At 36.4% G+C, this 15,938-nt stretch carries 15 protein-coding genes; 4 read left to right on the forward strand and 11 right to left on the reverse strand.

The annotated features are described in order from the left end of the window. Nucleotides 1-78 precede the first annotated feature (78 nt). The gene (locus tag D5R40_RS35130) at nt 79-249 is read left to right on the forward strand and encodes a hypothetical protein (protein ID WP_161564984.1); all 171 of its coding nucleotides are present in this window, start codon (nt 79-81) and stop codon (nt 247-249) included. Between the two features lie 47 nt (nt 250-296). Here the strand turns inward: D5R40_RS35130 and D5R40_RS12460 are convergent, their stop codons facing one another. From D5R40_RS12460 to infC, 3 genes are all read right to left on the reverse strand, one after another. Next, nucleotides 297-593, reverse strand: a complete 297-nt coding sequence (locus tag D5R40_RS12460) for a transposase (protein WP_124154713.1) — start codon at nt 591-593, stop codon at nt 297-299. A 92-nt stretch (nt 594-685) separates the two neighbouring features. Further along, the gene (locus D5R40_RS12465) at nt 686-988 is read right to left on the reverse strand and encodes a helix-turn-helix domain-containing protein (RefSeq protein WP_124146364.1); all 303 of its coding nucleotides are present in this window, start codon (nt 986-988) and stop codon (nt 686-688) included. Nucleotides 989-2,248: 1,260 nt separating this feature from the next. Continuing rightward, nucleotides 2,249-2,779: a translation initiation factor IF-3 gene (gene infC, locus D5R40_RS12470; RefSeq protein ID WP_124146363.1), complete on the reverse strand. Its 531-nt coding sequence runs from the start codon at nt 2,777-2,779 to the stop codon at nt 2,249-2,251. 496 nt (nt 2,780-3,275) lie between these two features. On the opposite strand from infC, the gene D5R40_RS12475 reads away from it, so the two are divergent. Together D5R40_RS12475 and D5R40_RS12480 are read left to right on the forward strand one after the other, a co-directional pair. Further along, a complete protein-coding gene (locus D5R40_RS12475) occupies nt 3,276-4,226 on the forward strand; it encodes an alpha/beta fold hydrolase (RefSeq protein WP_124146362.1) in 951 nt (316 codons plus the stop codon). A 239-nt stretch (nt 4,227-4,465) separates the two neighbouring features. Beyond that, nucleotides 4,466-5,005, forward strand: a complete 540-nt coding sequence (locus D5R40_RS12480; protein ID WP_192901171.1) for a helix-turn-helix domain-containing protein — start codon at nt 4,466-4,468, stop codon at nt 5,003-5,005. 435 nt (nt 5,006-5,440) lie between these two features. Here the strand turns inward: D5R40_RS12480 and D5R40_RS12485 are convergent, their stop codons facing one another. The 8 genes from D5R40_RS12485 to D5R40_RS12515 form a co-directional block, all read right to left on the reverse strand. Then, nucleotides 5,441-6,115, reverse strand: coding sequence for a dual OB domain-containing protein (locus D5R40_RS12485; protein ID WP_124146361.1), 675 nt, complete (start codon nt 6,113-6,115; stop codon nt 5,441-5,443). Next, the gene (locus D5R40_RS12490) at nt 6,103-6,549 is read right to left on the reverse strand and encodes a DUF488 domain-containing protein (protein WP_124146360.1); all 447 of its coding nucleotides are present in this window, start codon (nt 6,547-6,549) and stop codon (nt 6,103-6,105) included. The genes D5R40_RS12485 and D5R40_RS12490 overlap by 13 nt, the downstream gene beginning before the upstream one ends. A gap of 263 nt (nt 6,550-6,812) precedes the next feature. Then, on the reverse strand, nt 6,813-7,457 hold the full coding sequence (locus D5R40_RS12495) for a DUF488 domain-containing protein (RefSeq protein WP_338043225.1): 645 nt from the start codon (nt 7,455-7,457) through the stop codon (nt 6,813-6,815). A 799-nt stretch (nt 7,458-8,256) separates the two neighbouring features. Beyond that, nucleotides 8,257-8,814, reverse strand: a complete 558-nt coding sequence (locus D5R40_RS12500) for a DUF411 domain-containing protein (protein ID WP_124154714.1) — start codon at nt 8,812-8,814, stop codon at nt 8,257-8,259. 547 nt (nt 8,815-9,361) lie between these two features. Further along, nucleotides 9,362-10,795 (reverse strand): multicopper oxidase family protein, encoded by a 1,434-nt coding sequence (locus tag D5R40_RS12505; protein ID WP_124154715.1) that lies wholly within the window; start codon nt 10,793-10,795, stop codon nt 9,362-9,364. Between the two features lie 198 nt (nt 10,796-10,993). Further along, on the reverse strand, nt 10,994-13,414 hold the full coding sequence (locus D5R40_RS12510; protein WP_124146434.1) for a helix-turn-helix domain-containing protein: 2,421 nt from the start codon (nt 13,412-13,414) through the stop codon (nt 10,994-10,996). Nucleotides 13,415-14,254: 840 nt separating this feature from the next. Then, nucleotides 14,255-14,377 (reverse strand): hypothetical protein, encoded by a 123-nt coding sequence (locus D5R40_RS40975; RefSeq protein WP_275670426.1) that lies wholly within the window; start codon nt 14,375-14,377, stop codon nt 14,255-14,257. Between the two features lie 152 nt (nt 14,378-14,529). After that, the gene (locus D5R40_RS12515; RefSeq protein ID WP_124146435.1) at nt 14,530-14,904 is read right to left on the reverse strand and encodes a formylglycine-generating enzyme family protein; all 375 of its coding nucleotides are present in this window, start codon (nt 14,902-14,904) and stop codon (nt 14,530-14,532) included. Between D5R40_RS12515 and D5R40_RS12520 the strand changes: the two genes are divergently transcribed. Beyond that, a complete protein-coding gene (locus tag D5R40_RS12520; RefSeq protein ID WP_161564649.1) occupies nt 14,889-15,623 on the forward strand; it encodes an RNA-guided endonuclease TnpB family protein in 735 nt (244 codons plus the stop codon). The two genes, D5R40_RS12515 and D5R40_RS12520, sit on opposite strands and share 16 nt — an antisense overlap. Nucleotides 15,624-15,938: the final 315 nt, after the last annotated feature.

Genomic DNA, 15,938 nt, shown 5'->3' on the forward strand with positions numbered 1-15,938 from the left:
GAGGAATGTACTTAATAAATCAAGTAGAACGGAGAGCTAGCTTCACCCACTCAAACTTAATTAGTATTATCCTAAACTGTGAAGTTCTCTCTCGTTAAATATAGCAATGAGCGCTGGTATGTTTACATACTACATAAAACTGCAAAAGCAATACAAGTGCTGCTAAATGACCGATATTTTTTATTTGCGATCGCAGAATGGATGCGATCGCCGACACTACCCCTCTCGCGATTGCGCCTTGGAACTTGATTTAACAGATAATTAAAAAATCACATTCTTGTCTCAAAGCGATCGTCTCAAAGAGCAACTACATCAATTATTCGTATAGCATATCTTTCACCACTACGTTGTAATTTTGGTAGTAAACAATTTTCCCACCAGCTCTCATGCCATACACGATTACAACTTCCTATAAATGTTAAAGGAGCAAACTTTTTTTCTTGATTTATAGCTGCAATCCAACTTACTCTCTCAGTTCTTTTTCCTGATTTCATACCTGGTACTCTTTTTCCTTTAACTCCATAACCATAAGTATAATCTTCCCTATTATCTATTCCAGCTTCATCTACATAAACAATATCTTTCTTGTCCATTTGATTTAGTTTAAAGATAAATTCTTCTGTTTCTAGTTCGTCTGTTTCTTGATCACCATATGTTTTTTTTTACGAGTAAAACCAAGTTTTTTTTAACCTCTACTAATAGTAAAACGACTACAGTTTCCCCATGTTGCAGCCATTTGTTTTTGAGTTTGTTCGTGAAATGCCTGAACAAATTTTTCAAATTCTTCCCAGTCTTTAATTTTAGATATCTGAGGAGGAGGTACACTGACTTTAGCTGCTGTTGAACCTGTGCTTAAATATCGATCTCGCCATTGATGAAGAGTAGGCCGACTTATATTTAATAAACGACTCACATGACTAATAGACATACCATTAATCATGAGATTAAGAGCCCGTTGACGCAAATCTTGACTGTAAGGATGTACCATAACACTCAAACTTTATTTGAAGATAGAAGTTTCTTAAATTATAAACTGTAAATTTTCAATACCTAAACACACATCCTGAAAATTTTAATGTTTGGCGATCGCCTAATTTATGTATGAAAAATGCAGGTCATGCAGCAACTACAATACTACATAAATTCTTTATGTAGTATGTAAAGATGCCAGCACTCATTGCTATAGATGAAGAAAAATTGGTGGATTTTGTACCTGATGAAGTGAAAATTCATGTATAGCAATGAGCGCTCAGGTATTTACAACTTAGTAGCTCAAAGTGCAGTAAGGGAAAAGGTTTACAAAAAATAATGTGTAAATATGCCAGAGCACATTGCTATAGATTTGGGTTTCCAGGGGTTACAGAAGGAATTTGTCAACATCAAGTCGACCCACGAAAAAACCTCGATCTAAGGAATTAACTGACCAACAAAAACATCTCAATCAAGAAAAAAGTAGCGATAGCGTCAAATGTGAACATACAATATCTGGGGTAAACAGATATAATGCAGCTAGAGGATGATATCGAAATCACATCAAAGATGCGCGACGCTCACTTCATGTTCACTGCAGCTGGACTCTGGAATTTCTACTTAATGGCAGCATAATTTAATGATTGAAAGGTAGAAATTTTCCATTTAACTTTAAGGTTTTATTTCGCGACAAGTCTACTGATGAGCGGATGATTAACTCTACTAAAACAGAATGACTTTAATTTCCCTGATTTTTTGAATCTTGGTCGCCCTCCACGTTTACCAGTTTGATCAGGTATTAACCAACGTTTCTAAGCTTGATCTAGTCTTTGTAAGTTAATTTGTTGAACTTCCTATGGAGATTTCCTTGTAGTCGGGAAATAAGTTTTTTGTCTGTAAGAGTGATGATTGCTCAAAAGAATAATCTGGCAACTCTTGAATCTCACCCATAGGACATGACACTATCGAACAACGGTTATTTGACACCTGGTTTGGTTCAACCAGTCCAAGGGTTGACCAAGAGCATAATTCCAATGCCTTTGTAATAGTTATAGCCAATAATCAATGTTGACTGACTGTTCACAAGTGGGCTTAATTTTGTAGCAATCAGTAATTATTATAATTTTCCTACTACTCTTTAGTGCTATATTTGAACAGCAATTGACACCTGTTTAATTTACCAGAGGCTATTAACCTCCCGTTATAATCTAATCTGCGATTTAACGGGAGACCCCTTGGCAAATCAAGTTGGAGTTATCAATGTCATGACTATCCCACTTTACTTTTTAGGAGATAACAACATCATCATACTGCGTCCCTCTCTCTTGGGAGCTTGTTGAACCTCTGCTAAATCTTTTAGATCTTCTTTCATCCGCATCAATAATGCTTCTGCAAGATTACTGTGCTGTATTTCCCGGCCTCGGAACATAATAGTGGCCTTAACCTTATCACCTGATTCGAGAAAACGCTTTGCATGAGATAAGCGAACATTATAGTCATGCTCCTCAATTTTATAGCGCATTTTCACTTCCTTAACTTCTGCGTTATGTTGCTTCTTTTTTGCCTCTTGTGCTTTCTTTTTCTGCTCAAACACATACTTCCCATGGTCCATGATCCTACAAACCGGTGGGTCAGCTTTATCACTGACCATAACCAGGTCTAGTTCCTTTTCTCTGGCCATTTGCAACGCTTCTTCTGTATCCATAATTCCCAACTGAGAGCCATCTGCGTCAATGGCTCTGATTTTAGGAACTCGAATATTGTTGTTAACTTGAGGGAGATTACGATTATTTCTTTTTTCGATTGGCATTAATTGGAATATTTAAAACGATTGTTTAGAGGGACATTTATACTAAATCAGGCTACACTTTTTAGATAGATCCTTTTTTTGATGCTATCCCTAGTTGAAGCGCCGGAGATTTTTATGATCAAGGGTTTTTACGCTTCCCAGCTATTTTCGGTAAAGCATCAAGACTTAGTATTCTACATTTTGCCTGTTTCTAACCTCATATAGATTTGAGGATTTGATGTTACATACTAGTTTATAGAGAACAGAATATTTGCTAATTTAGCAATATCTATCTAAATTGAATTTTAATTTTGGAATGTTGTTTTTAACATAAATAGTCTAGCTTATAAACAATAATAATATCACGAATGAAGGCTTTTATGCAAGTTTATTAGTTTGACAATGATACTGGGCACTCAACTCTCTAACGATCGTAGATAGATAATTAATAATGCTGGTGCTAAAGTAATGTGTCTGGCACTTTGCAAATCTTAATATTTAGGAATTCTTGAAGTATATGGTGGGCAATACTACTAGGAACTGGCAAAAAAAAATAGGTAGTCAAAGAGACTGGGTATGGCGAGGGTGGCAAATTCGTTATACCTATGTTAGATGCCAAAATAACCACGAAACTTTAGAAGGCCATAACTTAGAAAACCCCCCTATTTTACTGCTACATGGTTTTGGAGCATCAATAGGCCATTGGCAACATAATATAAATGTACTCAGCCAAAAACATACAGTTTATGCACTAGATTTAGTAGGTTTTGGTGCTTCTGAAAAAGCGATCGCCAACTACGATGTTAGTTTTTGGGTAGAGCAGGTGTATGAATTTTGGCAGACTTTCATTCAAGTACCTGTAATATTAGTTGGTAATTCTATTGGTTCATTAGTTTCTCTAGTAGCGACTGCGACCTATCCAGATATAGTTGCATTGCTGATAATGATTAGTTTACCCGATCCGGCAGCTCAGGCCGAAGCAATTCCAGCTTGGTTATTACCTACTGTTGAGTTTATTCAAAATATTGTTGCGTCTCCGGTGTTATTGAGAGCTGTGTTCCCTATAGTTAGTAGACCTTCAGTTATTCGTCGTTGGGTCAAAATTGCCTATAGTAATCCCGACCGGATCACAGAAGAACTTGTAGACATATTAGCAGGACCGCCAAGCGATCGCGGAGCCTCTCGTGCTTTTTGTATTCTATTTAAGATTATGGGTAGTACAAAGTTAGGTCCTAGTGTGAAAGCTTTACTTCCTACTCTAGAAACTCCCATGTTATTGATTTGGGGTAAGCAAGATTTATTAATTCCTGCTAAATTTGCTAATCCCAGTCAGTTTGTTCAGCTTAATCCTTGTTTAAAATTAACAGAAATTGATAATGCTGGCCATTGTCCCCACGATGAATGTCCCGAAATAGTTAATGATTTAATTCTTGATTGGATTGCTCAACAAAAACAACAATATACATAAGCTAGAAAATAATAAATAATACAAATTTATTTTGCAATTATAGCGATCGCCGAATGAGCGATCGGACATTAAAAAAAATTACAGCACTTTTGAGGAAGCGTGAGGTAAAGTTATAAGATTATTTATTCCTATATTTCCAACAATATTTAATACCATTATTTATCAAAAATAAGTTCTACTGAAATGATCGGCGAACTTTCATGTTATACTATTGCGTATATCAAAATAGTTAAAAAATCATGTTTGTTGGTACTACTGAAGCAGCTTCTCTTTTAAGTATTTCTGCTCAAAGAGTCCGAGTTTTGCTCCAAGAAGGTAGGATTCAAGGAGCTAGAAAGATTAATGGTCGCACTTGGGTGATTCCTTTATATAAAGGAATGCCTAGAATTGCAGGTAGGAGTCGTGGTCCCAAACCTCGTTGGCGTTCTTGTAGACACTGTGGCAAGAATACTATTCATTTCAATCGACCGAATATAGGTATCAATAAAAATAATCGTAATACCGAACTTCATGTAGTTTCTGCTAAACGATGTTCTAAAAATTTAGCTAAAGGTCATGAAATCGATATTCACGGTCCTTGTCGGATTGTTTATCGACCAGAAAAACCTCATTCTTGTGGAGCAACTGTCTGGATTGAGACTTTGGCAACGGCGACAGTTTATAATTTTGACGGGAACGTGAAACGGGTGGATAGCAGATGGATTTGGGAATGGGAAGAAGAAGAAGAAATCTGGGAAATTAATAAGACAAATATTGATGAGTCGATCAAAGCATCCTAGTCAAAAAGTTAATTTGAATGACAGCGATCGGGTTTTTCTCCTCTATAGTCTTATGCTCAAAAACTTTTCTATGTTTTCTTGAGCGCAGGAGTAGGGGAGTGATGGTTAGTAATGGCTTTTAACAGCTAGTAACGGAATAGACATAAGAATAATATACATAGGATTTACCGAATAATTAAGGTATAAAGCCTCTCCTTTAAAGGAGAAACAAGCGGTCAAGGAATGGTGAGGTCTCCTCGCTGTTTGACCATCGACCAAGAGAGAAAAAAATTTTCATGATTAGTCAATCCTATCTGCTTTCAAGGAGAGGTAATAATTAATAATTAATTATTAATTGTTGTAGCACCTCCAACATATTTTCGTCTGAAACAACCAATAGAGTTTGCGGAGCAGTCTGGAACGGAAAGCACTCAGAATTATTAGCTTTTAGGCAAATCAAAACTCAATTATATTTGCTATTAACTTCCAACAAGGAGGTTCTCCTTCCCAATTTTGAGAAGGAACATAAGGCATACTAAGACTTATTGTCACCAAAAGATTATTTGAAGTTGGAGAGTATCCATTTTCTAAGTTTTTTATAAATTCTGGATCGGTAATTTTTGCATTATTTAAGAGCAAATAACCATGATTATTTTTGATACTACCTCGAAATTTAGCTCCTTCATTTTGAGTCACAGAAAAATTTTGCTTTTGAACTTTAACAATTTCAATTGTTCGACGTCGATGAAAGGGAACTGTTTTTAGATAGGAAGAATTAACATATTTACGAGAGTTATGTAGGATATAGTCGGAATTATTACAGTATTGAAGTATCTCTTCAACTTTAGCTTGACCTAAACATTTCCATTCACCTTTTAATACTGAAAGGTTTTCACTTTCAAAACCAAAATCATTTCCTTTATTATCAAGAGGAATTTCAAGAATATCAAGAGGTTTTGGTTCTCTACCTTCAACAAATCTAATTCTTTTAGGCACTCTTCCATCTTCAGGATATTGGCGATCGCATACTGGACGAACCCATTTTCCCGTATCTAAATCAATCCCTGCAATACAACGCTCATTTAGTTTGTAGGAATTAGCTAAACAAATTATTTTTTTTAGAGATGACATACTTTAATATTTCCCCATTGTTTGTTGAGATATTCAGCTACTAAACGACGATGACAATGATGTGGTTTAGCTTCACTACAAAGCAAACAACCTCTATCTAAAAGTTGAGGTGAAACTTTTTTTTCGATTTCTCTTTCACTAATAAGATGATTAAATTTTTGTTCATAAGTATCCCAAGTAATTCTCTTTTTTTTATAATCATCTAAAAGTTCTTTAGTAGGTGCTAAATCTAGAATATGAATATATTCAATATTGCAAATAACTTTAAGAAAATATTCTAAATCTTTTTTTTTCGCAAATCCAGCCAGTTGAGAAACATTATTTACTCTTGTATCAATAACGCATTTTACTTTTGATGCTGTTAAATTCTCAAAAAATTCTTGAGCGGTTTTTTGTGTAAATCCAATTGTAAAAATTTCAATAGTTTTTTTCATTTGATAAATGAAGGAAGAACGAAGAACGAAGAACGAAGAAGAAAGAAGGGTTCATTAATGGATAATGGATAATTACCTCTGGTTAAAACCGTTACGGAATTGAATATAAGGAAATATTATTTCTTCTTTTTTCTTTGTAGAGCGACAGCTCGCGGCGCTGCCAAGGGGAGGCTAACAAACCTGAATTATTTAATTAATCATTATTAATTATTCGGTAAACATTGAAAACAAGAAAAATAGAATTTCTATAGCTAAATGCTTACTTATTTTTTGCTTATGTATGCAATTTTATCTCCTTGAATTTTGTAAGCTTTTTCAAGTATTGTATCTTGAGAACTTTTAGTGGATTGACTAGCATTTTGGCTGAAGTTTTCAGTATCAAAAAGACTTAATTGTAAAAATGGCTGGGGTTTTTCAACAAGATTGTTAATTTGTAGTAGTCTTTGTTCAAGAGCAGAGTGATTCTCTAAGTCACCATTTTTAAGAATATGGTAAATATCTAAACCTTTATTTATTAAATGTCGGCTCACTAAAATAGCACGATGACAAGTAATTGGATCTTGTTCAGAACACATCAAAGCAATGTTATAATTTTCCAAACTTTGATAAACTTTTTCTAAACCTTTTTGAAATTCTTCTGTTTTAGCAATTAGCTCGTATAAAGCTTTTCCATTAACGTAACAACTTAAATTATTAGTTCTTGCACCTAATTCTTTGCCTAAAAAAATGTATGAAATATTGGTTTTATGTAGATATTGCTGAATGTTTTTTTGATTAAAATGAGGTAAATAATTACTATAAGGATAGGATCGAACATCTGCTATAGCTGTTATCTGATGTTTTTGTAAGAGACTTAAAAAAGATTCGATGGAATGATTAGAATGACCAATAGTAAATAATTTCATCATTGCTGATTTGATTTTTTTTTAATTGTTTAAATATATATATGATACCAGGGTTTTGAGCCATCAGAATGTTCTGTTTACTATTGAATTTTAACTTTGCTCTGATGGATTACAATATAAAGGTATGTTTGATGACTGATTATACCTTTATTCCTTGATTCAGTCAATCCTCTCTCTATAGAAGCCATTTGGTATCTTTGCATATAGAGCTAGACTACGCCAACTTCACTACTGGTTTGCACCAATAATGTTTGTTCCTGTACTACTTAGGGTTTGCACTCAAAAGTCTTTTAGTAGGGGGTAGGAGACAGGAGACAGGAGACAGGAGATAGGAGAAATAGAAATGTAGGAATATGAATTGTCCCTTGATTTTTCTGCCCAACTATGCGCCTAAAAAACTAACTTTTTGAGCGTTTTAGACTGAAACAAGCGCACTTTTTTCGACCCTAAAAAAGTGCTAGCTTTTTGAGCTTTTTAATGCAAAAAGTCTAGTATTTTGGGCTAACTATGGCAGAAAAATCAAGGGAAAATTCTTCCTCCTAGCTCCTCTATAATTCCCATTTATTTTGACTCCTGACTCCTGACTCCTGACTCCTACGTTCACTCATAAGACTTTTGAGCGCAAACCCTACTGTCGTGTCAAACTGAAAATGGTGTATTAAATTTTTGAGTATAATTACTTGCTCTGACTAAGGTTTGGAGAATTTTCCTAAAACACTATTTTAAGCTTGACGTGCTAGTAGGGAGGTTCCATGAAACTTCCCTAAAAATTGATTATTTCTAAATTTATCTGTTATAAATTCTAGAATTTATAAGAGTTGAAAACTTCAGTTTGACCATCTTTTTTAAAGGCAAAGACATTAAAAGATTCTTGGCGATCGCCCATTTCCATACCAGGGGTGCCAATAGGCATTCCGGGAACACTAATTCCAGCAATATTTGGTTTATTTGCTATTAAATTTTTTATGTCTGCTACTGGGGTATGACCTTCTACAAGATAACCAGCAATTTCGCTTGTATGACAAGAAGCCAAATTTGAGGGTAGATTATATTTTTGCCGAATAGTTTGAATTTCTGACTCTGGTTTAACAATATCAGTGACTTGAAAACCGTTTTGCTTGATATGTTCCACCCACCCCTTACAGCATCCACAAGTGGGAGTGCGGTAGACAGTAATATTAAGTGCTTGTGATGCTACGTCTGTTGTGGATAAATCAGAGTTATCAACAGTCTGAGCTGTTTTATTCAGGGTGGAATTCTCGGGTAAACCAATAAAAGTAAAATATGCAGTACCCAAAACTCCGGCAACTGCCACACCAGCAACTAAAGACTGTATCCAATTAGAGAAAAATTTTTTCATTACTATTGCCTCAAATAATCTATAAGTGCTTTTTTTGATTATATAGCAGAAGAAAGAAGGAAGAAGGAAGAAGGAAAAGTATTACGTTGTCTGAGTTTTAGAGCTTCTCTATCTGTCCGCACCCTTTGCTTCAACTGCTATAAACCTTACTACTTAGGGCTTGCTGATTAAATCTTAAAGCAATGGTCAATAAAGGTTTTAGCCTTTTTAGAATCGAAAAAAGTGCGCCTATTTTAATCCTAATATCATGTCCGCTGGTATCGTTTGTGTAAAACTAAGGGTGAATATCTACAGGAAATTTAGGTTTTTTCAAGCTTTTAAGCCTTCTTCCCTCTTCCCTCTTCCTTCTTCCTTCTTCCTTGTTCCTTACTTCACTATACAATACCGATGCTACCGGACATGATATAAACCCTCAAAAAGTGAGAATGCGTGGGGTGAGGGGGGCAGAAAAATCTCCTGAACAATTATTCCTCCTACTTTCTCTGCTTTTCCACCCTCCCCACACTCCCCACACTTCCCACCCTTTGCTTTTTTCAGCAAACCCTACTTAAGCCTGAATTTCTAGATTACCCATCATTCCCAAATCTTCATGGTCGAGAATATGACAATGATAAACAGTCTTTCCAGGAAAATCTCGGAAAGGTATTCTAATCAGCACTTTCTCTCCCGGTCTCACCAATACCACATCCTTCCACGCGAGATAGGGTTCTGGTTTCCCATTCCGACTCACAACTTGAAAAGCATTGCCATGAACATGAAAGGGATGATCCATTATACCTGTGTTAATTAATTCCCAGTCTTCAACTGTATTAAGCTGAACTTGAGTATCAATTCTTTCTAGCTGATATGGTTGACCATTAAACACAAATGCCATGCCTTGACTGGGTATCATGCCATGATTCATCTGAAAATGACGTACCTTTTGAGCTTTTGGCAATGCTTCTACTGGTATTAGTTTAGTTGGCAATGGTACAACAGCAACCTTGGTGTCATAACTTACGGTTGCTAAGACTTGTGGTTGATTTTCAGGAGCATTCCTCCCCATCATCCCCATACCTACTCGTTTATAGGGTAAATTCAACAAGCGATATTTTCCCGGTTCTCGGTTAGCTTGGATTAAAATATCTGCTCTTTCTCCAGGAGTTAATAACAGTTCTGACATTTCTATTGGTTCAGTTAATGCTCCTCCATCAGTAGCAATTAAATAAAATGGGTGTTCTTCTAGAGACAACCGATAAAACCGGGAAGTGGAAGCATTGAGAATTCGTAACCGTAATAAACCTTGAGATGGAATTGTCAAGTTAGGACTAGATTGACCGTTGACGGTAATTAAATCTCCTTCTCTTCCGGTCATAATTGAAAGTTCTTGGGATGGCAGTAAATTTCCTCGTCGGTCTAGAGCAAAGTCTTGCAATACTAAAAATTTTTCCTCAGCCGCCTTAACTTCTGGAATTTCATCCAATTCTCCCCGAACAATAAATAATCCTGCCAACCCACCAAAAAGTTGTTCTGCTGTCAGACCATGGAAATGGGGATGATACCAAAACAGACCAGCAGGGTGATTTTGAGGAATTTGGAATTGATATGTCAGGCGATCGCCTGGTGCAATTTTCAGAAATACGTTGTCGGCGTTTCCGGTGATGGGAATATGTAGTCCGTGATAATGGATGTTCGTGGGTTGTGGTAATTTGTTGGTAAAGTTAATCCTAATTGTATCTCCTGGTTTTGCTTCTAATCTCGGTCCGGGAATTTGTCCGTTATAGTTTAATACATAAGCTTGTTTATTTCCTAGATTTATTTTATTAATACTGGCTATTAAATTTACTTCTAAAAGACCATCTTGGCTTTGGTTAATTTTATATTCGGATGAAAATGTTTGGAACTTTTCTTGAGTATTACCGTTGCTACATTGAGCGATTAAAACAGCAATAGCGCTACTAGAACTTAAGTTTAAAAATCTTCGACGATTAATTTTTTTCATAATATAAATTTGTACTATAGCGCGAGGAAACAGGGAATTATTATTTCAGTTATCTATTGTAAAATGGTTTTAGGGAAGTATATCAGTATTACAAACACAGATAAAACTAAAAAAATCAAAAAAATCAGATAATTTCCCTAAGTTTTATATGCAAAGAAAGATACTATGGGCGTACAATTAAATTGATAATCTACAACCTCAAAAAAAGCTTATTTGATTAATACTTAGACTAACAGGACATTCAACATCATAAAAAGTAGGAGCTAAAAATTCATACATATCAATTGATAGTAAATCCAAGTTAGTAGAGGATTGAAGAAAATTTTCAGCTAACCAAGTATGCAAACATTCGCCAGTAGAAATATCCCAGAGTTTAATAGTTTCATCTTCACTTCTACTAGCAATAGTTTGATTATTCTGACTCCAAACTAAGGAATTAATTCGAGCTTTATGTCCCTCAAAAATATGAAGACATTTACCTGTATTAATATCCCATAATCTTACTGTTTGATCGCTGCTACCAGTTGCGAGAAGATTTCCATCTGGACTCCAAACAATAGAATGTATTTCTTGAGTATGACCCTCAAAAACTAGATGTGGCTGATGATTCACCATTGGCAACAAACGAATCTCTCCCAATTTATCCGCGATCGCTAAAAAATCTCTATTTGGACTAGAAGCGATAACAGCAATATTACCCAATGTCGGTATTTGCATTTTTTCCAACAACATTGGGCAGTCTAAAAGATTTTCATCTTCTTGCTTTGCTGGTTCTAAACAAGTTTGCTCAGACAAATTTACAGAATTAGTAGGACAAACACAAGAACTACGATCTAGCAACTGTGAGTTATTACTTTCATGGCACTTTTGTCTATCTGCTTGACTAATAGCAGGACAAAGTTTCTCAGGAACTATTGTACAATAGTTAGAAGATTTCGAGTTAACTGTAGATAATACTTCAATAGCTTTTTGGGAGCAGGTATTAGCAGATTTATGAGATTCTATTTGACAGGGAGAAATGTCACCTACCATTAAGTCAATCTGTAGTTTCATGCACAGGTTAATCAGATTTTCAATGCCATAACCACATAAAGAAGTTTCACTTGCTTGTAGCTTGTTTAAAATTAATAATAATTGTTGTTCTAGCGCTCGAGTAGAACTAAATATTGTGCTGAGTTGTCTGGCAATAGGTTCTATAATCAGCTTATTTTGTCGTTCTTTAATATAGCGCTTGCCAGTAGTAATGATTAAAGAATGACTGAGAAATAAGTCTAAGTTGGCAGTAGTTAACTCAGCAACAACCTGTTCAATTAAATAGTGAAGAATATACTCCATTACTACAGGTTCGACTGTATACATACTTGATTTTTTCTTGACTAGAGAGCGCCAGATGAGAGCTTCTAAACTTTCTAAGAGATTTGCTTTGGAAATTGCTGGCACAATATCGGTTTGCAATTTTTTGACATTCGTCCAGTCTTGGTTAATTGCCAACCAAACTATGATTTTTTTTTCTAGCTCTGAGAGACGCTGAAAGTGTTGGTCGAGGAGGCGACGAATACCATTGAAGGTGGTTGTGCCATGTTGCAGAAATTCTGACAGGTCTCCATCAAATAAGTCTGTGATGGAACTGGTGACAATTTTTAAGGCTAGGGGACTATAGCTATAATATTCACTGAGCTGTTGTTTTTGTGTTTCTGAGCCTAATATTTTGTTGGTTTTTAGTAAGGCATGGGCTACTTCTTTAGAACCCAGTAGTTGTAGGGAGCGTACTGCTGCATCTATACTTTCAAAGGCTGCTACTTCAGGAGGTTTTTCTCGACTGGTGAGGATGAGACTGCTAGAGTGGGATGTTTCGCCGATTAAATGAAAGAGTTGACTGTAGTTTTCGTAGCCAGGGCGATAGTGACCTGTACATCCAGTTTGTAAAATGCTTTCGACACTATCTAAAATTATTAGGCAACGTGAGTTGCGCAAGTATTCAATTAGTTTGCTTAGTTCCCCTTGGCTACATTCTTGCTGGGATAAAAATGACACTAGTTGAGTGAGAATTGTTTCTAGGGAGGGAGCATGGCGGAGCGATCGCCAGATTATATAGTCAAATTCATTCTGTAGTTGTTGGGCGACTTTTGCTGCTACTGCTGTTTTACCAATGCCTCCCATACCTAGTAATGCTACTAAACGACAGCCATCTCCGATAATATATTGTTGTAGTTGATTTAGTTCTTGAGAGCGTCCGTAAAAAACAGAAACATCTATGGCTTCTCCCCAATCAATTTTTGGTTTAGACAGTGTTTTTTTTGTTTCTGTAGAAGATTGGAATATATATTGTTGAATGTTTAGTTCTGTTTTGGCAAGACATGATTTGTGAGTACCAAATTTTTGTCTCAGCAGAGCGCGAAAGTTTTTCTTGGTTACTTTTTCGTCTAAGACACCAGAAAGACTTTGCCATAAGTTTGCAGCTACTCCTTTTATGTAGTCTGGGTCATAACCTGCTTGCTCGGCAATTTCAGAATATGCTTTACCTTCCCATGCTTGAGAAAATACTTTTCTTTTTACAGCGTTTAAGGAGCCTGGAGGTAGAACTGTCTCCAGAACTTCCAATGCTTCTTCGACTTTCATTTTTACTTAATATTTTGATATATTTTTGATTCTATCTAAGTTGATGTGATTTTACTGTTACTTCGGCGACAGCTTAAAACCTAATCTACATATTTATATTTTTAGTTGAATAAAAAGTCATGCTTGGGTACGAACAACACGTAATCCTTACATAGTACTATAATTTTTTTGCCAATGCAAGGGGAAATTCTTTTCAGCGCCGACTTTTTTGGCAGCTTAACAAAATGCAGAGGTTCTGTTTCTGGGCAAAATTCTTGCCTTGTTATTGAATAGTCAAATCTTCCTACCACTCACTTTTTCTTCATTGGTGCTTCACACAATGAAGTTTTGCTCTAAGTTTGAGCGATCGCTCAAATGCGGAAGGTCGTTCTATCGCTTCTCTATTTCTCCTGACTTTTTCCGAGTGCTTCACAGGATGTTTTATCTATAATCAAAGCGATACCCATAACCTAGAGACTTTTCACTGATAACTGAAAAAGGCGATCGCTTCTGCTAAGGCAACATAATTATCCGTACATCCGTGGCAAAATCTGTGTCTGGCGATGTTTTGGCGTTGAATAAAAAGTCATGTATATGTATATATAACCCCAATTATTACATACTACTATGATTTTTTTGCCGATGCAAGGGAAAATCTTTTCAGCGCCGATTTTTTTGGCAGCTTAACAAAATGCAGATGCTCTCTTTCTGGCTGGGCAAAATTCTTGCCTTGTGATGGAACAGTCAAATCTTCCTGCCACTGACTTTTTCTTTTTTAGTGCTTCACACAATGAAGTTTTTTTCTCGGAATTTGAGCCATCGCTTCTATATTTCTCCTGCTAATGATTTTCTTTTGGTGCTTCACAAGATAATTTTTTTCTCTGAAGTTGAGCGATCGCTTTTACTAGGCAACATAATCATCCGTACATCCGTGGCAAAATCTGTGTCTGGCGATGTTTTGGCGTTGAATAAAAAATCATACATAGGTACAAAAAACCCCAACTATTACATAATACTATGATTTTTTTGCCGATGCAAGGGGAAATCCCTTTCAGCGCCGATTTTTTTAGTAGCCTCACAAAATGCAGATTAATCATCCCGACATCCATCGGTGCATCCCTAGCAAAATCCTTGTCTTACTCTGACTTCTCCCACTCTGAAAAAAAATTTTTCCCGCTTCGTGGGAAGGAAAGAAAAAAGAAAAAGAGGGAAAAGGGGAAAAGAGAAAAGGGGAAAAGAGTTCTCCCGCCTGAACACACAAGACGAAAACCAACAAAGTTGATGAGGTCGTCGCGCCAATAGTTGATGATGCGAAACGCGGAACGGCAAGGATTAGGACCGTAGATCCAGGAGCCACCACGCAGCGGTGAAAGATTCTTATTTCCATCTAACCAAACACTTCCATCTGTAGGCGCTCCATTATAATTATCATGCCAATTATCAGCACACCATTCCCAGACATTCCCGTGCATATCGTACAAACCAAAAGCATTGGGTGGAAAAATTCCCACATCTGTTGTTTGTTCACGATATTTTCCTTAATGTGAGAATATCTAAACGGGCAAATAATTGGTACATCAGCTTTAAATATGATAATGAACCAACCCATACTGCCAAAAAACGAGATGTTATCGGTGTAGATGTAGGTATAAATACTTTAGCAACTTGTAGCGATGGCACACCCTTTGCCAACCCTAAAGCCTATCAGCAAGCCAAAAAACGACTAACTCGTTATCAACGCCGTGTCAACAAAAAGAAATTTGGCTCTAAAAACAGAGCCAAAGCCGTAAAAAGACTTGCCATACTTCACAAAAAAGTAGCTGAGATCAGAGCAGACAAACTCCATCAACTCACAACATGGTTAGCTAAAAACCACAGCACCATAGTAATTGAGGATTTGAATGTCAGTGGAATGCTCAAAAAGCGGTGCGACCCCGCGACGACGTCAGTCGCACCTGGTAGCGCACCAAGACATCATAAACTAGCAAGTGCCATAGCAGACTGTGGGTTTTATGAGTTCAAGCGTCAACTTACATACAAATGTGAATGGTATGGTAGTGAATTAGTCATAGCTGATAGATTTTATCCAAGTTCTCAAATATGTTCTCACTGTGGGCATCAACAGAAAATGCCATTAAGTGTGAGGACGTATGAATGTAGTGCCTGTGGTTTTACTGCTGACAGAGACTTTAATGCTGCTGTCAACCTAGAAAACTATGTAAGTCAGTAGGTGGAGTTCCCACCGATTTGAAGCCTGTGGAGAAGATAAGTTGCAGACAATAGTCAGTGGTCTTCTGGGAAACAGGAAGCTAGCTCCAAAGCTCATGCAATCATTCATGGGTAAGTTTGGGTAAGTTTAGTAGAACGGTTTACTACTACTGTTTTTGTTTGACTAACTTTTGGTTAGGTTGGGGTGGAGGTTTTACTACTACTGTTTTTGTTTGACTAACTTTTGGTGCTGGTGTTGGTTGTGGTGTGGGTGGTGAAGTTGTAAAACCTAAAGCTTCTAAGACTGCCGTAGCATTTTCATAACGCATGGGAAAAT

It is taken from the genome of Okeania hirsuta, from assembly GCF_003838195.1.
In the GTDB taxonomy this organism is placed as follows: Bacteria; Cyanobacteriota; Cyanobacteriia; order Cyanobacteriales; family Microcoleaceae; genus Okeania; species Okeania hirsuta.